The following is an 18,617-nucleotide window of genomic DNA, read 5'->3' on the forward strand; positions in this document are numbered from 1 at the left end:
GCTGGCCAGGTGGGCCGCTCTCGCGCTCAGCTTGCCGTCGCCGTCGCGGCCGGCGGGCCGGGCGGCGGGGGACGCTCGGCGCGCCGGGGCCGGGCGCAGCAGCTCGCGCAGGGGTCCGGGGAGCTGCGCGGGGGGTGCATCCTCCCATCGGTACGGCAGCCCCGTCGCGGGGTGCAGGCTCGGCGGCATGACGAGATAGCCGGTGTCCGTCTTCACGTCGATGCCGGCCGGCAGTCGGGTTGATGACAGCTCGCCGCCGGGGTTCAGGAAGTACAGGTGCCGGCCGCCGGTTCCTCGACCAGAGTGCACAGTCAATGTGCGCGGCAGCTGCCCGCCTGCGGCCTCGGTGAGCGCTGCGAGGGTTCCGCCGTTCTGAGGGTCGATATCGAGCACCAGCAGCGAGCGAGGCACGCGTGCGCCGATGTTGCGCTGCGCTCGGCCGGGCCACCATCGTGCGATCTGCTCGGGGTCGGTCGTGGCATCCTTCACGCCGTGTGCCGTCATCGGGATCTTGCCCCGCAGCGGGATCACTGCCCAGCCGGCAGCTGCGAGGCGCAGCGCGTCCTCGCGCGTGGGGAGCGTGCTCACGCGATGACTCCCCCGCGCGTTGCTTCGAGCTTCACGAGGTAGTCGATGCCCCGGCCGCGCTCACGACGTGACAGGCGCAGCGGCACCAGCGCGCGCGCATCGATTTGATCGAACGCGATCCCCACGCGCCGCGAGTTGCGGCCGGCGCGAATGTCCGCGCGGATCTCGGGCAACACGGCGTAGTAGACGCCGTGCACCAGCTTGGCGGCGAGCGGCGCGGATTCGGGGAGATCCGGCGGGGTCTCGCAAGCGGCTTGGCGCAGCACGTACCAGCGGCTGGGGGCTGCCGGGTCATTCCGAGCGGGGGCAGTGCGGGGGGTGTAGCTAGACATGGTTGGAGGTTCCGTTTCGGGTCACATTGACCGGCGCACGGCGCAGGGTACGGGGATGCCTGTAGGTGTGAGCAGAGCGCTCTGAGGCGCGAACCGGCGCGAGAGCGTCGGTCTAGTGCCGATATGGTCGGCCAGCCTGTGCCGCAAGCGCGGCGGGTCTCGGTTCGCGCTTACACCAGGCCGGCTGGCGCTGGGGCGCGAGGGGCGCACGGGCGGCGCCAGGCTGCGACAGCGCGCAGGGCGGCGCGGGCTGCGCCGGCGTGCGCCGCGCGCAGAGCGAGGGGCACGGCTGCGGCCATGAGGGCGCGCAGCTCGGCCGCTGCATGCTCGCACGCGGCCCTGAGCGCAGCGATTCGCTCCTGCGTAGGCGCGGAGCTTGCGGGGACGCCGGAACGCTGCGCGAGGGCGCGCACGGCTGCGCGGTGCGGGTGATCCTCGGGGAGCTGCTGTGCAAGCCATTCCAGATCGCTGCGGCGGGCAGGGATGCCGCGCGCGATTGCAGCCGCGTCGCGGTCGAACGCACGAGCTGCGCGGTCGCGTAGCGCGCGGCGGTGCAGCTCGCCGTTGCTTTCTAGGTGAGCATCTTCGGCCAGCGCCCACGCGAGGAAGTCGGCCGCGTGCAGCTCGGCTCTGGTTGCGGCATCAGCCGGCGCGAGGGCGCGCTGTGCGCCGCGCAGGTTGCGATTCATTGTCGCGCCGGCCTCTCTCATCGGGTTCGGGGGATCTCGTCGGGTAGCTGGGGGCACGCCGGCGTCGTGACGCCGGGTGCCCCCGTAGCTGTCAGTAGAGGGGCGCGGGGATCTCGAGCGCAGCGAGCACAGCGGCGCGGCGCTCGGGTGTCGCGCTTGCCTGCGAGAACAGCAGATCGGCGGTGGACCGGCACGCGGCACACATCAGCGGGGCGTCGTAGCCCGTCCGGCCGAGCGCGGGGTTGCTGTAGCGCGCGTGCTCGTCCGGGCTGATCGTCTTGCAGACGGGGCAGGTGTGCCGGGCCGCGGTCTCCTGCGCGGCCGCTGCGAAACGCTTAGGCATCTCCACTGCCCAGCGGGCAGCCTGCAGCCGTGACAGGTGCTCGGCGCGTGCGAGCAGCTCGGGAAAGTGATCGACGTACATGCGCTGTCGCTGCTCGGGGTCGGTGCCATATGTCCGACCCGTGTGCTCGGTACTACCCCGCCGCTCTGAGGGCTTGTAGGAGTCGGGGTAGTAGTGCTCCAGTGCGAGTTCCGCTGCTGCACGCTCCAAGAACGCGGTGGCGTCGGGCGTAGCGGCGGCGTATGCGTCGGCCAGGTGGGCCGGCACGTTGGGGGTGTTCTTCTTGCGGGTGAAAAGTGACATTTGCTTTGGTCCTTTGTTCGGGGAATTGGTGTTTGGTCGGGGTCGGGCCGTTGTCGGGCGTGGGGCGGCCGGGTTACCGGCTCACGACATCTCGCGTGTTGGCGGCAATGAACGCGTCGAGCGCGGTACGCGGGATACGAACGTGCTTGCCGAGCTTCACGACCGGAACGCGCCGATCGGAGACCAGCCGCCGAGCGAATCGCTCGGACGTGTTGGTGTACGCGGCAGCCTCTGCCACGGTGAGCAGATCCGGCCACTGCTCAGGGGTCGGTGCGCCGGGCGGCGCGGGGGCGGGCGTCGGGCTGGGGTTCATGGTGTGTCCTTTCATCGGGTGTCGCAGCTGGCCCTCTCCGGTACGTGGCGGGCTGTTGTGGCTCAATGTTGCGGGCCGGGCTGCGAGGGCAACAACTCCGAAAACGCCGTGTTTGGAGAGCTATCGCTAGGAAATTGGCCCGAAAAAAGTTGCTCGCGCCCAGCTGCGGCGGCGTCGAGCTGGCCGGTACCGAGCTGGCCGGCACCGAGCTGGCCGGCACCGAGCTGCGCAGCGCTCGGGGTGAGCATCCCCGCGAGATCTCCCGGCGGGCCGGCGTCGAGCTGCCGGCACCGAGCTGGGCCGGCACCGAGCTGGCCGGCCCTACAACGCAAGAATGCCCCCTGCGCAGTAGCGCAGAGGGCATTCCCGGGGGCGGATCAGTCAGTCACGTCGCCGGCGATCCGCCGAAGCTCGGCGCTCACGGCGTCGAGCTGAGCCACGAGTTCAGCGAGGGATGCCGCCTCGGTGATCTCGGCATGTGCCGACGTGCGCAGCGTCCAGCGCTCGGAATCTCCCGCCACTTCCCAGCGGTGCGCGGTCATGCCGGCGGGCAGAGGGACGCACGCGCTTTCGTGTAGCCATTCGTCGGGCATCGAGCCGTCGCCGCCGTGCGTCCATGTGTGACCCTCACACCAGTGCACCGGGCAGTCGAACAGCTCGGTCAATTCATCGACTCTCATGCTCTCGCTCAACGTGTGCCCTCTCCGAGTGAGGCGAGCGCTTCGCGCATGTCCGGCGCGAGGGTGCGCCGCTTCGCGTAGTGCTGCTCGGTGACCCGCGAGCGGGAGTGCCCGAGGGTGAGCGCTGCGGCATCCAGCCCGCCGCTCTCATGGTCCGCGATTGTCGTCGCCACGGTCTTGCGGAACACGTGCGGCACCAGCTCGGACGACAGCCCCGCCCACGCGCGAACGGCGCGCAGCTGCCGGTGCACCGAGTGCGAGCCGCTCGGGAGTCCGCTGCTGGTGTGGAACAGAAAATCCGTGCCGTGCAGATTCGCCGCGAGAGTCAGCCGTTCCAGCGTGGGCACCGCCCATTCCGGGACGATGATCGACCGCATGCCCGCCTCGGTCTTTGTCGCCGGCTGCCAGTGCTTGCGCTGGCCGTGCCCCTCGATCAGCGTCCCGGCGATCGTCACGATCGTGCGGGTCTGTCCGAACTCGACATCTTGCACGCGCAGCCCGAGCGCTTCCCCGATCCGCGCCGAAGTTGCCAGCATCACGTCTGTCACGTCGAGCAGCAGCGCCGAGGGCTGTGGGCCGTAGCGCTCGGGCCGGTCGCGCCAGTCTTGGATCGTGCGCCGGAACTGCCCGAGCTGCATCGGCTCTAACGTGATGATCTCTTTCTCCGGTCGCGGGTGCACGCGGATGCTGTCGGACATGTCGAACGTGAACAGATCCCGGCGCTTGCCGAGCTTCACGACCTTGCGCAGCGCCACCAGGGCGTTTCGAGCCTGCGCGGGGCGGTGCGAGTGCCATTGCTGGTACGCGGCATCGAGCAGGCTCGGTTTCACAGCGCCCAGCGGCACCGCGCCGAGCGTCGGAATGATCACCCGTCGGATCAGCCGCGCCTGCTCGTGCAGGTACGCCGGCCGCGCCTCACCGAACGCCGCTTCTTCCGCAATCAGCGCCTCGCACAGCGCCTCGAACGTGCTCGCCAGCGTGAGCACGTCAGGCGCGCTAGCAGGTGCCACCGACACGCGCACAGGATCGATCCATGTGCCGGTCACGTGCGCCGCTCGCTCGGTGGCGAGCCACGCCTGAGCCTCGGCCTCGGTATCCAACCGGCGCGGGGCGCGAATGGTGCGCCCCTCCAGCCGATAGAACGCCTCGAACTTGCCAGACTCACGCCGGCGGATCGTTCCCCATGCGGCGGGCCGCTTGCGCTTCGGGTGTGCGGAATCGGGCTGCTTGTCACCCATCTCGGGTTTCCTCTCGGGACTGCCCGGAGGACTCACGAGTGTCCGTGAGTGCCGTCCGGATGCCACGGAGAGGTCTGAACTCTTCCCCGAAATTGCCTGTTACCAGGCGTTTTTGGTGGACCTGAGGGGACTCGAACCCCTGACCCCCTGCATGCCATGCAGGTGCGCTACCAGCTGCGCCACAGGCCCTCAGCTACCCCTGCCGGGGCAACCATTAGAGCTTACAACATGCTCGGGTGGGGAATCGAATCGAGGCCTACCCGGGCGTGCCGTCAGTCCGCTGCGGGCGCCGCCTGGACGGGGAGCTCGATCGGGACGACCGGGCAGTCCTTCCAGAGGCGCTCGAGGCCGTAGTAGGTGCGCTCCTCTTCGTGGAAGACGTGCACCACGATGTCGCCGAAGTCCATGAGGACCCAGCGGGATTCGGCGCGGCCTTCACGACGGATGCGCTTGATGCCGATCTCGAGCAGCTGGTGCTCGACCTCGTCGGCGATGGCGGCGACGTTGCGCTCGTTGCGCCCCGTCACCAGGAGGAAGATGTCGACGAGCGGCAGCGGCTCGGACACGTCGAGCGCGACGAGATCCTCGCCACCCTTCGCGTCCGCGGCGCGCGCTGCAACCTGCAGCGCGTCGAGGACGCTTTGATTCACGGTCACGAAAAGACTCCTGTCGTCACGGCGAGGATCAACACGCCGATGAGTGCCAGCGCGAGGGCGCCGGCGGTGATGGCGAGGGCCAGCATGAGCCGGCTCCCCTTTTCCGGCGCCGGCGGACGAATGATCTCGTCCGCGGCTTTGATGGTGCTGACTGCGGCGCTGGCCGCGATCGGTGTCGGCGACGAGGCGGGCGGCAGCTCACCGTCGATGAGAACGGCGTCCGCCTCGTGCCCGTCGGTCGTCCCCGGGGCGTGACCCCGCGAACCCAGACCTTCGGGAAGGTCGAACGTGCCGGTGATGATGACCTCACCGGTTGCGGTGACCGGACCCACCAGCGGCGAGTTCGGGGTCTGCGAGAGGATCAGCGCATTGGGGGTCGAGACGGCACCGGTCGAGGTGCTCTCCCGCACGAGGAGCTGGTCGAAGGACGGCGGCAGTTCCACCGGCTTGACGTCGCCGGCGAGCAGCTGCGAACCCAGCTGGTCCGACACCGTGACGGGGGCCGCATCCTCATCGACGCTCTCCTGCTGCAGCGCGGCCTCGGCGGTGCTGACGGGGACGTCGTGGTGTGCGGTGTCGTCCCGCGCGGGCGGGGTGAACGCTCCGGTGGCGGCCATGTCGGCCGAGATGACGGGGACGGATGCGGTGCGGATGCGTTCCTGCTCGCGCGCCTGGCGGCGGGTCAGCGGCGACACACCCAGGTCGACGGCCGCATCCGGTCTCGGCGCAGGCGGCACGGGCGCTGGCTCCGCAGCCCGCGGCAGCGGGGTCGGCACCGGCTCCGGCGTCTCCGCGGGCGTGTCGGTGATGATGGGGGTGGATCCGGTGTTGCGCAGTTCGCGCATCTGTCGCCGCGTGAGCGGCGGAGTGCTCGGCTGGTCAGGGGTGCTCATGCCTTGCTCCGATAGAGGTGATGCTTCGCAATGTACTGGACGACGCCATCCGGGACGAGGTACCACACCGGCTTACCGCGGCTCACTCGGTCACGGCAATCGGTGGACGAGATCGCCAGCGCGGGGATCTCGAGCAGGCTGACCCGGTCGGCCGGGAGGCCGGCGGCGGACAACGTGTGTCCCGGGCGGGAGACGGCGACGAAATGGGCCAGGTCCCACAACTCATCATGGTCCCGCCAGCTGAGAATCTGCGCTACGGCGTCGGCCCCGGTGATGAAGAACAGTTCGGCGTCCGGTCGCTGCTGCTTCAGATCCCGCAGCGTGTCGATCGTGTACGTCGTGCCTTCGCGATCCAGGTCCACCCGGCTGACACTGAAGCTGGGGTTGGATGCGGTCGCGATGACCGTCATGAGGTAGCGGTGTTCGTTGGGCGACACCACCTGCTTGTGCCAGGGCTGACCCGTCGGCACGAAGATGACCTCGTCGAGGTCCATGGATGCAGCAACCTCGCTCGCTGCGACCAGGTGTCCGTGGTGGATCGGATCGAACGTTCCGCCCATCACCCCGATCCGCGGGGCGCGCTGCGCCGTCATCAGCCTCAGTGGCCGTGGCCGTGCGGCTGCAGATCCTTCGCGTGCTTCTGTGCGTAGACCTCCGCCTTGTGCGCGTGGCGGTTGGCGACGTTGCGGTACGACAGGGCCACCATGGCGAGGGCGAAGAAGACGACCAGGGCGATGATCGGGAAGCCGATCGTCTCCAACGGAATGTTGCCGTGGGTCTCTGCTTCTTCGGCAACAGCCAGAAGCGTGGCGAAAGTCATCGGGACTCCGTTTCAGGTCGGAAAAGTCGGCGGTCGGGTCAGTCTATCGGGTCAGCCCCGCACCTGACCGTCACCGCGCACGAGCCACTTCTGGCTCGTGAGTTCCGGCAGACCCATGGGGCCGCGTGCGTGCAACTTCTGGGTTGAGATGCCGACCTCCGCCCCGAAGCCGAACTCGCCGCCGTCGGTGAAGCGGGTGGAGGCGTTCACCATCACGACGGCCGAATCCACCTCGGCGAGGAATCGCTCCGCCGTGGCGGCATCCTCGGTGATGATCGACTCGGTGTGATGGGTCGAGTAGGTGCGGATGTGCTCCAGAGCCTGGTCGACGTCGTCGACCACGCGCATCGCGATGTCGAGGCTCAGGTACTCGGTGGCCCAGTCGGCCTCGTCGGCCGGCACGACACCGGCGGCGCGGGAGGCGACCTCGGGGTCGCCGTGCACCGTGACGCCCGCATCCTGCAGGGCGGCGACGACGGGGCCGACGACGCGGTCGGCGGCGTCCCGGTGCACGAGCACGGTTTCGACGGCATTGCAGACGCTCGGACGCTGCGCCTTCGCGTTCACGACGATGGCGCCCGCGCGCTCGACCGGGGCGGTCGCGTCCAGGTAGATGTGCACGACGCCGGCGCCGGTCTCGATGACCGGCACGGTCGATTCGGTCACAACACGCTCGATGAGCGCGGCACTCCCCCGCGGCACGAGCACGTCGACGAGGCCACGGGCGTGCATGAGCTCGGCGGCGCCGTCGCGGCCGAACGAATCCAGCGTCTGGATAGCCTCGGCGTCGATGCCCTCCTCCGCCAGTGCGCCGCGCATCGCCTGCACGAGCGCAGCGTTGCTCTGCTCGGCGGCGGTGCCGCCGCGCAGCACCACCGCGTTGCCGGACCGGAGCGCCAGCGCGGCGATGTCGACGGTGACGTTCGGGCGTGCCTCGTAGATCGCGCCCACGACGCCGAAGGGCACCGAGACCTTGCTGAGCTCGAGTCCGTTGGGCAGGGTGCGCTGCTCGAGCACGCGCCCGACGGGATCGGGGAGCTCGGCGACGTCACGAACCGCATCCGAGAGGGCATGGATGCGGTCGGAGTCCAGGCGCAGACGATCCTGCAGCGAGGTGGAGAGGCCGCTGTCCTGGCCGCGCCGGAGGTCTTCTTCGTTCGCGGCCACGATCTCCGGCGTCGCGGCGTCGATCGCCGCGGCGATCGAGCGCAGCACCGCCGCCTTGCGGGCATCGGACAGGAGTCCCACGGAGCGCGACGCGGCCTTGGCGGCTTCCATGCGCTCACGTGCCGTCGTGGTCACCAGAGTCATGGCGCCAGTCTATTCGGCGACGCTGGTCACCGCGCCCGTGACCGGGTTCATGACCACGGTCTTGTCGGGTTCGAACCAGGTGCCAATCTCGTCGCCCGCGAGAGCCTCCGAGACGAGGTCCGCGCTGGTGACGAGCACGCCCACGCCGGATGCGGCGGCGAGCCGCGCAGCAGACACCTTGGTGGCCGCTCCCCCGGTTCCGACGCTGTTGACGACGACCGAGCCGAACTGGAAGCCGGACATGTCGTCGCCGAACGCGACCCGATCGATGGGCATCGCGCCAGGCTCGTCCGGAGGCCGGGTGTAGAGGCAGGCGATGTCGCTGAGGAGGACGAGCGCGTCGGCGCCGATCAGCTGCGCGACGAGCGCGGCGAGCCGGTCGTTGTCACCGAAGCGGATCTCGTGCGTGGCGACGGTGTCGTTCTCGTTGACGATGGGGAGGATGCGAAGGCCCAGCAGGCGTTCCATCGCGCGTCCCGCGTTGGAGCGGTGCGTGGGATCTTCGAAGTCGCCGGCAGTCAAGAGGACCTGCCCCGCGACAATCCCGAAGGGGCGGAGCGAGCGTTGGTACCGGTAGATGAGGACGTTCTGCCCCACGGCGGCCGCGGCCTGCTGGGTGGCGAGGTCCGTGGGCCGGGTCTCGAGGTCGAGGAACGGCATCCCGGTCGCGATCGCGCCGGAGGAGACGAGCACCACCTCGGTGCCGCGCGCGTGAGCGGCCGCGAGGGCGTCGACGAGCGGTTCGATCTTCTCCGCGTTCTCGCCGCTGATGGAGGAGGACCCCACCTTCACGACGATGCGGCGAGCCGTGGCCAGGTCGCTCCGCTCCCCTGCGGTCACTCGGTGTCTCCGGTCCGTTCAGCCTCCAGCTCCGCGCGTGCGGCAGCCTTGGCATCCATGCGGTCGTGATAGCGCTCGCGACGCTCCGATGTGGTGCGACGCGGGTTCAGGTCGAGGCGCGGGTCGGTGCCGCGCGGGGCCGTCATGAGCTCCGCCGCCGAGGTAAGCGTGGGCTCCCAGTCGAAGACGACGCCCTCGCCCTCGCCGATGACGACGGTCGCGCCTGCGACCGCTCCAGCGCGGAACAGCTCTTCTTCGACGCCGAGCTTCGCCAACCGGTCCGCGAGGAAGCCGACGGCCTCTTCGTTCTGGAACTCGGTCTGCTGCACCCAGCGCACCGGCTTCTCGCCGAGGACGCGGTAGATGTTGCCGTACGTGCCGCCTTCGACTCGCACGGTGAAGTCTTTCTCGGCGCCCTTCGGCCGGATGATGATGCGCTCGGGAGCGGGCTCGGCGGCGACCGCGATGCGGTGCTCTTCGACGATCCCGGCCAGAGCGAAGTTCAGTTCCCGAAGACCCGCACGGCTCACCGTGGAGATCTCGAAGACGCGGAATCCGCGCTCCTCCAGGTCGCCGCGGACGAAGTCGGCGAGTTCCGCCGCCTCGGGCACGTCGATCTTGTTCAACGCGATGAGCTGCGGCCGCTCGAGCAGCGGCACCTGCCCCTCGGGGACCGGGTAGGCAGCGAGCTCGGCGAGGATGACGTCGAGGTCGGAGATCGGGTCGCGGCCGGGCTCCAGCGTCGCGCAGTCGAGGACGTGCACCAGCGCGGTGCAGCGTTCGACGTGGCGGAGGAACTCGAGCCCCAGGCCCTTGCCCTCGCTGGCGCCTTCGATGAGGCCCGGGACGTCGGCGATCGTGTAGCGCACATCGCCGGACTGGACCACACCGAGGTTCGGGTGAAGCGTCGTGAAGGGGTAGTCGGCGATCTTCGGCCGCGCGGCGGACATCGCCGCGATGAGGCTGGACTTCCCGGCGGAGGGGTATCCGACCAGGGCGACATCCGCGACCGTCTTCAGCTCGAGAAGGACATCGCCTTCCCAGCCGGGCGTACCGAGGAGCGCGAAGCCCGGGGCCTTCCGCTTCTGCGAGGCGAGCGCGGCGTTGCCGAGTCCCCCGCGTCCGCCGGGTGCGACGACGAACCGGATGCCGGGCTCGACGAGGTCGGCGAGCACGGTGCCGTCGACGTCCTTGACGATCGTGCCGACCGGAACGGGGAGTTCGAGCGTCTCGCCCAGCGCGCCGGAGCGGTTGTCGCCCATGCCGAACCCGCCGTTGCCGCCGGAGCGGTGCGGCGAGTGGTGGTAGGACAGCAGGGTCGTGGTCTGCGGGTCCGCCACGAGGACGATGTCGCCGCCGTTCCCGCCGTTGCCACCGTCGGGGCCGGCGAGCGGCTTGAACTTCTCGCGGCGAACGGAGACGCACCCGTTCCCGCCGTTCCCGGCACGCAGGTGCAGGGTCACTCGATCAACGAAGGTGACCATGTCAGCCTGCTTTCTGAAGAAAATGAAGCGAGGGGCGAGCCGAAGCCCGCCCCTCGCCGACAACTACGTGCGAACGCGGATTACTCCGCGCCGGCGACGATGTTGACGACCTTGCGGCCGCCCTTCGTGCCGAACTCGACGGCGCCGGCGGACAGCGCGAACAGCGTGTCATCGCCACCGCGGCCGACGTTCACGCCGGGGTGGAAGTGCGTGCCGCGCTGGCGGACGATGATCTCGCCGGCGAGGACGGACTGGCCGCCGAAGCGCTTGACGCCGAGGCGCTGAGCGTTCGAGTCGCGGCCGTTACGGGTGGAGCTTGCGCCCTTTTTGTGTGCCATCTTGAAGCGTCCCCTCTGGCCTTACTTGATGCCGGTGATCTTGACGCGGGTCAGGTCCTGACGGTGGCCCTGGCGCTTCTTGTAGCCGGTCTTGTTCTTGAACTTCTGGATCACGATCTTCGGACCGCGCTCCTCGCCGAGCACCTCAGCGGTGACGGTGACCTTGGCGAGCTTGTCGGCGTCGGTCGTCACGGCGTCGCCGTCGACGTGGAGGACAGCGGCCAGCTCGATGGTGTCACCGATCGAGGCCTTCTTCTGACGATCGAGGACGACGATCGTGCCGACCTCGACCTTCTCCTGCCGGCCGCCGGCGCGCACAACTGCGTAAACCACTTCACACCTGTTTCGTCTGGGGAGCGCTCGGGCTCCGTATTGTCTGGAGGGTCTCCGCCGGGCGGAGAAGTCCTGGTGCGGCAGCGGACCTCGTGCGAGACGACCGCGGGCCCTGCAAGAGCTACGCACCAAAGAGCAACTTTACCCGATAGAAGTCACATCGGCAAAAGCACTCCGAACCGTGTCGCGGCCCGCTCGTAGGATGCTGCCATGACGGTACTGATCGACGACCCTCGGTGGCCTGCACACGGGCGGCTGTGGGCCCATCTGATCAGCGATCACGACCTGGACGAACTGCATGCGTTCGCCGCGGCGAACAGCATCCCCCGCCGTGGATTCGACCGGGACCACTACGACGTGCCGGACGAGGCGCACGCGCGTCTGGTCGCCGCGGGCGCCCGCCATGTCGACGGACACACCCTGGTCCGGGCGCTCATCGCGTCCGGACTCAGGGTGACCGCCCGTCAACGACGGGAAGGCTGAGCTCAGGCCTCGTCGGGGTTGTGCACCACGGGCGTGCCGCTCAGGGCGGCCGTGCTGACCCGGCGACGCGCGCGTCCCTGGCCCGGAGCCTTGGGCTCGGGCAGGGCGCTCAGCACGGAGTCGAGAAGGATCTCCTTCTCGGTCCGAGGCTTGGCGCCGCCCGACTCGCTGCGCTTCTTGCGCTTACGGGGGCGTTCCTCGGCCGGCTCCTCCGCCGCGGCGGTAGCGACGGCCGAGCTGACGGCGGGAATCGGCGCCTCGGCCTCATCCTCGTGGTGGATGGTGGATGCGGCGATCTGCGCGAGCGCGGACTTCACACCCTCCGTGATGACGTGGGCGCCGGCGACGGGTCCCGCGGGCGGCTGCGGCGCGCGGTTGCGCCGGCCATTGTTGCCGCCGTTGCCGTTGCTGTTCCCGTTTCCGCTGGACGAGCCGTTGGAGCGGTGACGGACGACCGGGTCGTGGTGCACCACCACGCCGCGACCGGCGCAGACCTCGCAGGGCTCGCTGAACGTTTCGAGGAGCCCGAGGCCGAGCTTCTTCCGGGTCATCTGCACGAGGCCGAGCGAGGTGACCTCGGCGACCTGGTGCTTGGTCCGGTCGCGGCTCAGGCACTCGATGAGCCGGCGCAGCACGAGGTCACGGTTGGACTCGAGCACCATGTCGATGAAGTCGACGACGATGATGCCGCCGATGTCGCGCAGCCGCAGCTGGCGGACGATCTCCTCGGCCGCTTCCAGGTTGTTCTTGGTGACGGTCTCCTCCAGGTTGCCGCCGGAACCGACGAACTTCCCGGTGTTGACGTCGACGACCGTCATGGCCTCTGTGCGGTCGATCACGAGCGAACCACCGGAGGGCAGCCAGACCTTGCGGTCCAGGGCCTTCTCGATCTGCTCGGTGACCCGGAACGCGTCGAAGGGATCCTGCTCGCCCTCGTAGCGCTCGACGCGCTCCAGCAGGTCGGGGGCGACACCGGCGAGATAGCTCTCGATGGTCTCCTGCGCGTCCTCGCCCTGGATCAGCATCCGGGAGAAGTCCTCGTTGAACACGTCGCGCACGATCTTGACCAGCAGGTCGGGCTCGGAGTGCAGCAGCGCCGGCGCCTGGATCGACTGGATCTGGCGACTGATGTGCTCCCACTGGGCGGTGAGTCGCTGCACGTCGTTCGTCAGCTGTTCCTCGGTCGCGCCCTCCGCGGCGGTGCGGACGATGACGCCCGACGACTCGGGCAGCACCTCCTTGAGGATGCGCTTGAGGCGTGCCCGCTCGGTGTCGGGGAGCTTGCGCGAGATGCCGTTCATCGACCCGCCCGGCACATACACGAGGTAGCGGCCGGGCAGCGAGATCTGGCTGGTGAGGCGCGCACCCTTGTGACCCACCGGGTCCTTGGTGACCTGCACCAGCACCTTGTCGCCGCTCTTCAGGGCGAGTTCGATGCGGCGCGGCTGGTTGCCGGTCTCGACCGCGTCCCAGTCCACCTCGCCGGAGTACAGCACCGCGTTGCGGCCTCGGCCGATGTCGACGAAGGCCGCCTCCATGCTGGGCAGCACGTTCTGCACGCGGCCGAGGTACACGTTGCCGATGAGGGACGCGTCCTGGTTGCGGGCGACGTAGTGCTCGACGAGGACGTTGTCCTCGAGCACCGCGATTTGCACGCGGCCGTTCTTGGAGCGGACGACCATGACCCGGTCGACGGACTCGCGGCGGGCGAGGAACTCGGCCTCGGTCACGACGGGACGGCGACGCCCCGCATCCCGGCCGTCGCGACGACGCTGCTTCTTCGCCTCGAGCCGCGTGGAGCCCTTGATGCGCTGCGGCTCGGTGATGAGCTCGACCGTGCGCTGGCGGCTGCGGCCGGTGTCGGCCTGCTCGGTGGCAGGGCCCTCGGCGCGCTCTCCGCCGCGGCGACGGTTCCGGCGACGGGCGGTGCCGCTGGCGGGCTGCTCGTCCTCGTCTTCGTCCTGCTCGTCACGGAGCGCCGGCAGCGGCGGAACCTCGGGTGCGTAGAAGTGCAGCGTGGTGCTCACGGCGGAGACGAAGGTCTCCGGCAGCAGACCCAGCGACACGGCGGTCGGGGGGCCAGACGGCTCGTCGGGTGTGGCTTCCTCGACGACGGCCTCCGGTTCCGCGGGGGCATCGGTCGACTCGGCCGCGACGGCCTCGTCTGCAGCGTCGGCCTGTGGAGCGGCAGTCGCCTCGGGCGCTTCGCGCACCGGGGCCTCAACGGACTCCGGCTCCGCGGTGGCGGCCGCCGGCTCCGCGGACGGTGCGGCGTCGGCCGCATCCGGCGCCACGGGCTCGGGGCCTGCGGGCTGCTCGGCCACGACCTCGGGGGCCACCACGGGCTCCGGGGCGTCCGGCTGCGGCTCGGCGGATACCAGAACCTCGGGCTCTGCCACCTCGGCGGCCTCGCTCGCGGCGGGCTGCGTCAGCGTCGCATCTTCTGCGGCATCGTTTGCGTCATACGGATTTGCGTCATCGGACATCACCGGCGTACTCCCGGCCAGGCGACACCGCGCGTCGCCCGGCGAAATCTCGTGCGGCGCCGCACCTGCGGTGCCGCGAACTCACTCGGTCTGCAGTCGGCCTTGCGCTCGAACTGCGGGTGGGCGTTCATCGCCCTAAAGTCTGCGTCGATGCTCGCGCGGCGCGGCCGCAGCGATCATCACTGACCATTATCGCACTACCGGGAGGGTTTCCGCGCGCTCATCCACATTCGTGGGCGTTTCGCACGGCGCGGCCGGACCGAGACCACAGGCCCCGGTGCGATAATCCGAGCCATGCCCGATGCGCTGACCGACCGCCGCTCCCCCGTTTTCGCCGTGTGGCTGATCGTCGCCGGAGCCATCGGGTGGTGGGCTGCTTTCTCCCTGACGCTGGAGAAGTTCCACGCCCTCACGAACCCGGGCGAGGGCGCGTCGTGCGACTTCAGCGTGCTGGTGCAGTGCTCGGCGAACCTCGCCTCGCCTCAGGGCAGCGCGTTCGGCTTCCCCAATCCGTTGCTGGGCCTGGCCTGTTGGGTCGCGCCGATCGTCGTCGGCGTCGCGCTTCTCGCCGGCGCCCGGTTCGCCCGCTGGTTCTGGCTGCTGTTCTGGGCGGGGTTCGCGTTCGCGATCGTCTTCGTCGGCTGGCTCATTTCGCAGAGCATCTACGAGCTCGGCACTCTGTGCCCCTGGTGCCTCGTGACGTGGTCGGTGACGATCCCGTCCTTCTTCGCCGTAACCCTGCACGTTCTGCGGATCGGCGCTGTGCCCGTCTCGGAGCGCGTGCAGGACATCGCCGACACGCTGATGGGGTGGGTCCCGGTCATGACAGTGGCCGCCTACGCGATCATCGCGGTGCTCGCCCAGCTGCGCCTCGACGTGCTGGGTTCGCTGTTCTGACGACCCGAACCTCGTTTTCCACAGGCGCCCACGTGCCCGTCGTGCCGATCTCGCTACGGTGAGGCAAGGCACAAGGGGGGTCACCGATGACACTGGGCAGCGAGACACTGGCAGCACTGGAGGCGGCGCGGGCGCGCGTGATCGCCCAGACCGAGCGGGCGCGCATCGCCGCCCAGGATGCCGAACGCATGGCCGACGACGTCAGCACACTGACGCGGACGGTCACCTCCCCCGGCCGCGAGGTCACGGTCACGGCGCGGGCCGATGGCTCCGTCGACTGGATCGACCTCGCCGCCGCGGCGTTCGACACGGATGCGGGTGAGCTCTCCCGCATCCTGACCCGTACGGTGCGCGATGCCCAGCGTGCCGCCGCGGACACCGCCGTCGCCCGCATGGCGGAGTCACTCGGTGCCGACTCGCCCTTGGTCGCGGATGTCCGGTCCCAGGTCGCGGCGCAGTATGGCCCGGCCACCGGCACGGACCTCCGCTGAGCCATGGACCATCTGGAGGTCACCCCGGCGCGGCTGAAGACCGCTGCCGACGCGATCGAGAAGGCCGCCGCGGCCATCGATGACGAGGTTTCGGGCATCAGCACCGCCGCCGACGTGCTGCGGGCGCAGTGGTCCGGTGACGCGCAGGTCGCGTTCGACACCGCCCAGGAGCGCTTCACCGCGCTGATGGAGTCGCGGTCCGCACTGGTGCGGATGATCTGCACCGCCCTCGAACAGCTCGCCGTCGGATACTCGACGCTCGATCTGGAAGCCGCACGAGCACTGGGAGCATCCGCATGAGAACCACCCGCATCCTCGCCTCACTCGCCGTCGCGTTCCTCGGCACCGTGGCCTTCGCCGGGTGCTCGCAGACCCCGGCGGCCGACGACTCCTTCGAAGACACCATCCCCGCCGCGCTTCAGGCGTCGGACCTCGGAATCACGGAGGCGTTCGCCGACAAGGGCGTCGACGGGCTCACCACGCACATCATGGTCGGTGCGACGTTCGACCGGTCCGAGCTCAGCACCGCCGACGTGAAGAAGTTCGTCAGCCTCATCGTGGCGAACAACACCGTGTCGGTGAGATACCTCCTGCTGGTCCCGGAGGATCCGGACGGTGAAGAGATCGACATCGTTCCGCAGCTGGAGGAACTCGGCGCCGATCCGACCTACGGCACGTGGCTGCAGATCACCCTCGATGAAGCCGTCGCCATCGCCGAGGGGAAGACGCCGTGAGCGGCGCCGCAGCGAACCAGCACATCGAGCTGGACGGCGGCATCCTGGCCCGCCAGGTCTCCACGCTCCAGGATGCCGCGTCGACGTTCGACAGCGTCGCGGGCTCGGTCGACGGAAAACTGTCCGGGGACGCGTTCGGGGCACTCTGCCAGGGCCTCCTCGTTCCCGCCGTCAGCGCGCTCGCCTCACGCTCACGCGAACTCCTCGACGCGGCGCACACCCTGAGCGACCGGATGGCGACGGCGACGAATGCGGCGACCACGACCTTCGACACCCTCGAGAACGAAGCCGTCGACACCTTCTCGGCGGACGCCGGATGAGCGCCACGGCCATCTGCGGCGAGATCCGCGGCGGCGGATGGGCGGGGGCGCTCCCCACCAGCGGCCCGGGCGGTGACTCCTGTGCCGACATCCCCGGGATCGCGGGCGTCGTGATGAAATACGTCAAGCCGCTGCGGGACTGGTTCGACGACCTTCTGGGTGATTCCGCGCAGGTCGCGGGCTTCGCCAGCACGTGGGAGGACGCGGAACGGACGCTTCGGCAACTGCAGCCCGAACTCACCGCCGGCCGCGCCGCCCTCGCCGACTTGGACGGCCGTACCGTCCGGGCGCTGCGCGAACGATATGAGGACCTCCTCACGATCAGTCAGGACGCCAGCGAGTGGACCGGGGCCACCGCGGCGGCACTGCGGATGGCGTCACGGATCGTCGACGCCACCCGCTCGTTCATCTGCGACTTCCTGGTGCAGCTCTCGAAGCTCGCCGACGACATGTTCTCGTTCACCCTGAACCCGTTGAAGGCCGCGGGCCGGGTGAAAGACTTCGCGAAGTCGGCGTTCGAGTTCGTCGAGTCGGCCGGTCAGCTCGTACAGGACCTGCTCGACGCACTGTTCGCCCTGGCCTCCCTCATCCAGAAGCTCATGCCGATCGTGGCGGAGGGACTGGAGAAGCTCCGCGAGATCATCGCCCACATGGCGCCGATCGCCGGCGGTCTGCTCGGAGGTCTCCTGCTCGGACCCGCGGGTTTCATCGGCGGCACGCTCATCGGCGGCGCCATCGAGAACTTCCTGCAAGGCTCCGCAGACGTGGAGGAGCTCGACCCGGGAACGTTGACTGAGGACCAGCGCAAGGCCTGGGAGAAGTCCCAGGGGGTCACGGAACTCGATTCTCTGGCGGGCCTGGTCAGCGTCAACGGGACGACCGATGCCATGGGTGGCGCGGATGCCACCGTCATCGACGTGAAGAAGGTGGTGGCGGCCGACGGTACCGAACACTGGGTGGTGTCGCTGCCGTCGACCCAGGACTGGCAGCTTCCGGGCGAGACCGGCGCGATGAACGACCGCGACTCGAACATCGCGCTCATGCTCGACAACCCGCTACTGCGCACGGCGTACGAGCGGGCGGTGCTTGAGGCCATGCGGGACGCCGGTATCCCCGAGGGCGGCGATGTCGTTCTGACGGGGTTCAGCCAGGGCGGGATCATGGCCGCGAACCTGGCGAGCGACTCGTCGTTCCCCTACAACACGGTGGGGGTGGTGACGAACGGCTCTCCGATCGACACGTTCGACATCCCGACGCATATCCCGGTGTACGCCTTCCAGCATGCGAACGACGCCGTGCCGATGCTCGACGGCAGCGTCGTTGGAGGAAGCCCCTCGAACGTGCACCAGATCGTGCTGCCGCCCGAATCCGACCCGATCGCCGCGCATAACAACAACAACTACGTCACGTCGATCAAGAACTGGGAGCAGCAGTACATCCAGACGCACGGCTCGCCGCCGCCGGGATCGGAGCTGTTCGGCGGGGAGGTCGTCGATCACAGCGTCTTCACCGCATCCGAGGGCAAGCGCTGACCCCGCCTGACGCCGAAACTGCTTCTGCGCGCCGAGGCTGCGGAGTTACCCCGCTGTTTCGGCGCGCAGAAGCAGTCTCGCGGTCAGTGACTCAGGCGAACCAGATGCCGAGCTCGCGCGCGGCGGACTCGGGGCTGTCGCTGCCGTGCACCAGGTTCTGCTGCACCTTGAGGCCCCAGTCGCGACCGAAGTCGCCACGGATCGTGCCAGGGGCTGCGGTGGTCGGGTCGGTCGTCCCGGCGAGGGAGCGGAAGCCCTCGATGACGCGGTTGCCGGCGAGTCGGATCGCGACAGACGGGCCGGACATCATGAACTCCACCAGCGGCTCGTAGAACGGCTTGCCGGCGTGCTCTTCGTAGTGCTGCTCCAGGCGTGCGCGGTCGGGCTCGACCAGGCGGATGTCGACGAGGGCGTAGCCCTTCGCCTCGATACGGGCGAGGATCGCCCCGGTCAGGCCGCGGGCGACGCCGTCGGGCTTGACGAGGACGAGGGTTTCTTCGGTGGCCATGATGG

At 69.4% G+C, this 18,617-nt stretch carries 25 protein-coding genes and 1 tRNA gene; 7 read left to right on the top strand and 19 right to left on the bottom strand.

The features are described from left to right. The 17 genes from NT132_RS01815 to rplU form a co-directional block, all read right to left on the bottom strand. The coding region (locus tag NT132_RS01815) for a bifunctional DNA primase/polymerase (RefSeq protein ID WP_297783907.1) at positions 1-588 on the bottom strand (588 nt) is incomplete at its 3' end. Then, on the bottom strand, positions 585-920 hold the full coding sequence (locus tag NT132_RS01820; protein WP_297783909.1) for a hypothetical protein: 336 nt from the start codon (positions 918-920) through the stop codon (positions 585-587). The genes NT132_RS01815 and NT132_RS01820, both read right to left, overlap by 4 nt. A gap of 170 nt (positions 921-1,090) precedes the next feature. Continuing rightward, positions 1,091-1,609, bottom strand: coding sequence for a hypothetical protein (locus NT132_RS01825; RefSeq protein WP_297783912.1), 519 nt, complete (start codon positions 1,607-1,609; stop codon positions 1,091-1,093). 91 nt (positions 1,610-1,700) lie between these two features. Next, positions 1,701-2,255, bottom strand: coding sequence for a hypothetical protein (locus NT132_RS01830; protein WP_297783915.1), 555 nt, complete (start codon positions 2,253-2,255; stop codon positions 1,701-1,703). Between the two features lie 73 nt (positions 2,256-2,328). After that, the gene (locus NT132_RS01835) at positions 2,329-2,568 is read right to left on the bottom strand and encodes a helix-turn-helix domain-containing protein (RefSeq protein ID WP_297783918.1); all 240 of its coding nucleotides are present in this window, start codon (positions 2,566-2,568) and stop codon (positions 2,329-2,331) included. A 377-nt stretch (positions 2,569-2,945) separates the two neighbouring features. Continuing rightward, positions 2,946-3,233, bottom strand: a complete 288-nt coding sequence (locus NT132_RS01840) for a hypothetical protein (protein WP_297783920.1) — start codon at positions 3,231-3,233, stop codon at positions 2,946-2,948. Between the two features lie 23 nt (positions 3,234-3,256). Continuing rightward, positions 3,257-4,486 (bottom strand): tyrosine-type recombinase/integrase, encoded by a 1,230-nt coding sequence (locus NT132_RS01845; protein WP_297783922.1) that lies wholly within the window; start codon positions 4,484-4,486, stop codon positions 3,257-3,259. Positions 4,487-4,599: 113 nt separating this feature from the next. Continuing rightward, positions 4,600-4,675: transfer RNA gene (locus NT132_RS01850), tRNA-Ala, on the bottom strand. 83 nt (positions 4,676-4,758) lie between these two features. Next, complete coding sequence (rsfS, locus tag NT132_RS01855) at positions 4,759-5,142, bottom strand: ribosome silencing factor (RefSeq protein WP_297783925.1); 384 nt, start codon at positions 5,140-5,142, stop codon at positions 4,759-4,761. Next, the gene (locus tag NT132_RS01860) at positions 5,139-6,035 is read right to left on the bottom strand and encodes a hypothetical protein (protein ID WP_297783927.1); all 897 of its coding nucleotides are present in this window, start codon (positions 6,033-6,035) and stop codon (positions 5,139-5,141) included. The genes rsfS and NT132_RS01860 overlap by 4 nt, the downstream gene beginning before the upstream one ends. Beyond that, positions 6,032-6,628, bottom strand: a complete 597-nt coding sequence (gene nadD, locus NT132_RS01865; RefSeq protein WP_297783929.1) for a nicotinate-nucleotide adenylyltransferase — start codon at positions 6,626-6,628, stop codon at positions 6,032-6,034. Before nadD ends, NT132_RS01860 begins: the two co-directional genes overlap by 4 nt. Before the next feature lie 5 nt (positions 6,629-6,633). Continuing rightward, positions 6,634-6,855: a hypothetical protein gene (locus tag NT132_RS01870; RefSeq protein WP_297783931.1), complete on the bottom strand. Its 222-nt coding sequence runs from the start codon at positions 6,853-6,855 to the stop codon at positions 6,634-6,636. A gap of 51 nt (positions 6,856-6,906) precedes the next feature. Further along, complete coding sequence (locus NT132_RS01875) at positions 6,907-8,166, bottom strand: glutamate-5-semialdehyde dehydrogenase (RefSeq protein ID WP_297783934.1); 1,260 nt, start codon at positions 8,164-8,166, stop codon at positions 6,907-6,909. 9 nt (positions 8,167-8,175) lie between these two features. Continuing rightward, on the bottom strand, positions 8,176-9,006 hold the full coding sequence (proB, locus tag NT132_RS01880; RefSeq protein ID WP_297783937.1) for a glutamate 5-kinase: 831 nt from the start codon (positions 9,004-9,006) through the stop codon (positions 8,176-8,178). Continuing rightward, positions 9,003-10,490 (bottom strand): GTPase ObgE, encoded by a 1,488-nt coding sequence (obgE, locus tag NT132_RS01885; RefSeq protein WP_297783940.1) that lies wholly within the window; start codon positions 10,488-10,490, stop codon positions 9,003-9,005. Before obgE ends, proB begins: the two co-directional genes overlap by 4 nt. A gap of 80 nt (positions 10,491-10,570) precedes the next feature. Next, positions 10,571-10,828 carry a 50S ribosomal protein L27 gene (gene rpmA / locus NT132_RS01890; protein WP_297783943.1) on the bottom strand — a complete coding sequence of 86 codons (258 nt, stop codon included), beginning with the start codon at positions 10,826-10,828 and terminating at the stop codon, positions 10,571-10,573. A 21-nt stretch (positions 10,829-10,849) separates the two neighbouring features. Then, a complete protein-coding gene (gene rplU, locus NT132_RS01895) occupies positions 10,850-11,161 on the bottom strand; it encodes a 50S ribosomal protein L21 (protein WP_297783946.1) in 312 nt (103 codons plus the stop codon). Positions 11,162-11,371: 210 nt separating this feature from the next. Here rplU and NT132_RS01900 point away from each other — a divergent pair, with 210 nt between their 5' ends. Then, positions 11,372-11,644, top strand: coding sequence for a DUF4031 domain-containing protein (locus NT132_RS01900; protein WP_297783949.1), 273 nt, complete (start codon positions 11,372-11,374; stop codon positions 11,642-11,644). A gap of 2 nt (positions 11,645-11,646) precedes the next feature. Here NT132_RS01900 and NT132_RS01905 read toward each other — a convergent pair whose 3' ends face one another. Further along, complete coding sequence (locus tag NT132_RS01905) at positions 11,647-14,130, bottom strand: Rne/Rng family ribonuclease (protein WP_297783952.1); 2,484 nt, start codon at positions 14,128-14,130, stop codon at positions 11,647-11,649. A gap of 294 nt (positions 14,131-14,424) precedes the next feature. On the opposite strand from NT132_RS01905, the gene NT132_RS01910 reads away from it, so the two are divergent. The 6 genes from NT132_RS01910 (at position 14,425) to NT132_RS01935 (ending at position 18,104) form a co-directional block, all read left to right on the top strand. Further along, the gene (locus tag NT132_RS01910) at positions 14,425-15,027 is read left to right on the top strand and encodes a vitamin K epoxide reductase family protein (protein ID WP_297783955.1); all 603 of its coding nucleotides are present in this window, start codon (positions 14,425-14,427) and stop codon (positions 15,025-15,027) included. An 86-nt stretch (positions 15,028-15,113) separates the two neighbouring features. Continuing rightward, the gene (locus tag NT132_RS01915) at positions 15,114-15,518 is read left to right on the top strand and encodes a YbaB/EbfC family nucleoid-associated protein (protein ID WP_297783958.1); all 405 of its coding nucleotides are present in this window, start codon (positions 15,114-15,116) and stop codon (positions 15,516-15,518) included. Positions 15,519-15,521: 3 nt separating this feature from the next. Beyond that, positions 15,522-15,818, top strand: a complete 297-nt coding sequence (locus NT132_RS01920) for a WXG100 family type VII secretion target (RefSeq protein ID WP_297783961.1) — start codon at positions 15,522-15,524, stop codon at positions 15,816-15,818. Next, positions 15,815-16,252, top strand: a complete 438-nt coding sequence (locus tag NT132_RS01925) for a hypothetical protein (protein ID WP_297783963.1) — start codon at positions 15,815-15,817, stop codon at positions 16,250-16,252. The genes NT132_RS01920 and NT132_RS01925 overlap by 4 nt, the downstream gene beginning before the upstream one ends. Further along, positions 16,249-16,572 (top strand): hypothetical protein, encoded by a 324-nt coding sequence (locus NT132_RS01930; RefSeq protein WP_297783966.1) that lies wholly within the window; start codon positions 16,249-16,251, stop codon positions 16,570-16,572. The genes NT132_RS01925 and NT132_RS01930 overlap by 4 nt, the downstream gene beginning before the upstream one ends. Beyond that, positions 16,569-18,104, top strand: a complete 1,536-nt coding sequence (locus tag NT132_RS01935) for a hypothetical protein (RefSeq protein WP_297783969.1) — start codon at positions 16,569-16,571, stop codon at positions 18,102-18,104. The genes NT132_RS01930 and NT132_RS01935 overlap by 4 nt, the downstream gene beginning before the upstream one ends. A gap of 91 nt (positions 18,105-18,195) precedes the next feature. Here NT132_RS01935 and ndk read toward each other — a convergent pair whose 3' ends face one another. After that, a complete protein-coding gene (gene ndk / locus NT132_RS01940; protein ID WP_297783972.1) occupies positions 18,196-18,612 on the bottom strand; it encodes a nucleoside-diphosphate kinase in 417 nt (138 codons plus the stop codon). Positions 18,613-18,617 lie beyond the last annotated feature (5 nt).

Source organism: Microbacterium sp. (assembly GCF_026393345.1).
Classification (GTDB): domain Bacteria; phylum Actinomycetota; class Actinomycetes; order Actinomycetales; family Microbacteriaceae; genus Microbacterium.

Bases quoted from the DNA above. Each gene is read 5' to 3' on its own strand.
- NT132_RS01820 (WP_297783909.1), bottom strand. From the start codon at position 920: ATGTCTAGCTACACCCCCCGCACTGCCCCCGCTCGGAATGACCCGGCA.
- NT132_RS01825 (WP_297783912.1), bottom strand. From the start codon at position 1,609: ATGAATCGCAACCTGCGCGGCGCACAGCGCGCCCTCGCGCCGGCTGAT.
- NT132_RS01830 (WP_297783915.1), bottom strand. From the start codon at position 2,255: ATGTCACTTTTCACCCGCAAGAAGAACACCCCCAACGTGCCGGCCCAC.
- NT132_RS01835 (WP_297783918.1), bottom strand. From the start codon at position 2,568: ATGAACCCCAGCCCGACGCCCGCCCCCGCGCCGCCCGGCGCACCGACC.
- NT132_RS01845 (WP_297783922.1), bottom strand. From the start codon at position 4,486: ATGGGTGACAAGCAGCCCGATTCCGCACACCCGAAGCGCAAGCGGCCC.
- NT132_RS01860 (WP_297783927.1), bottom strand. From the start codon at position 6,035: ATGAGCACCCCTGACCAGCCGAGCACTCCGCCGCTCACGCGGCGACAG.
- nadD (WP_297783929.1), bottom strand. From the start codon at position 6,628: ATGACGGCGCAGCGCGCCCCGCGGATCGGGGTGATGGGCGGAACGTTC.
- NT132_RS01870 (WP_297783931.1), bottom strand. From the start codon at position 6,855: ATGACTTTCGCCACGCTTCTGGCTGTTGCCGAAGAAGCAGAGACCCAC.
- NT132_RS01875 (WP_297783934.1), bottom strand. From the start codon at position 8,166: ATGACTCTGGTGACCACGACGGCACGTGAGCGCATGGAAGCCGCCAAG.
- obgE (WP_297783940.1), bottom strand. From the start codon at position 10,490: ATGGTCACCTTCGTTGATCGAGTGACCCTGCACCTGCGTGCCGGGAAC.
- rpmA (WP_297783943.1), bottom strand. From the start codon at position 10,828: ATGGCACACAAAAAGGGCGCAAGCTCCACCCGTAACGGCCGCGACTCG.
- NT132_RS01900 (WP_297783949.1), top strand. From the start codon at position 11,372: ATGACGGTACTGATCGACGACCCTCGGTGGCCTGCACACGGGCGGCTG.
- NT132_RS01905 (WP_297783952.1), bottom strand. From the start codon at position 14,130: ATGTCCGATGACGCAAATCCGTATGACGCAAACGATGCCGCAGAAGAT.
- NT132_RS01910 (WP_297783955.1), top strand. From the start codon at position 14,425: ATGCCCGATGCGCTGACCGACCGCCGCTCCCCCGTTTTCGCCGTGTGG.
- NT132_RS01915 (WP_297783958.1), top strand. From the start codon at position 15,114: ATGACACTGGGCAGCGAGACACTGGCAGCACTGGAGGCGGCGCGGGCG.
- NT132_RS01920 (WP_297783961.1), top strand. From the start codon at position 15,522: ATGGACCATCTGGAGGTCACCCCGGCGCGGCTGAAGACCGCTGCCGAC.
- NT132_RS01925 (WP_297783963.1), top strand. From the start codon at position 15,815: ATGAGAACCACCCGCATCCTCGCCTCACTCGCCGTCGCGTTCCTCGGC.
- NT132_RS01935 (WP_297783969.1), top strand. From the start codon at position 16,569: ATGAGCGCCACGGCCATCTGCGGCGAGATCCGCGGCGGCGGATGGGCG.
- ndk (WP_297783972.1), bottom strand. From the start codon at position 18,612: ATGGCCACCGAAGAAACCCTCGTCCTCGTCAAGCCCGACGGCGTCGCC.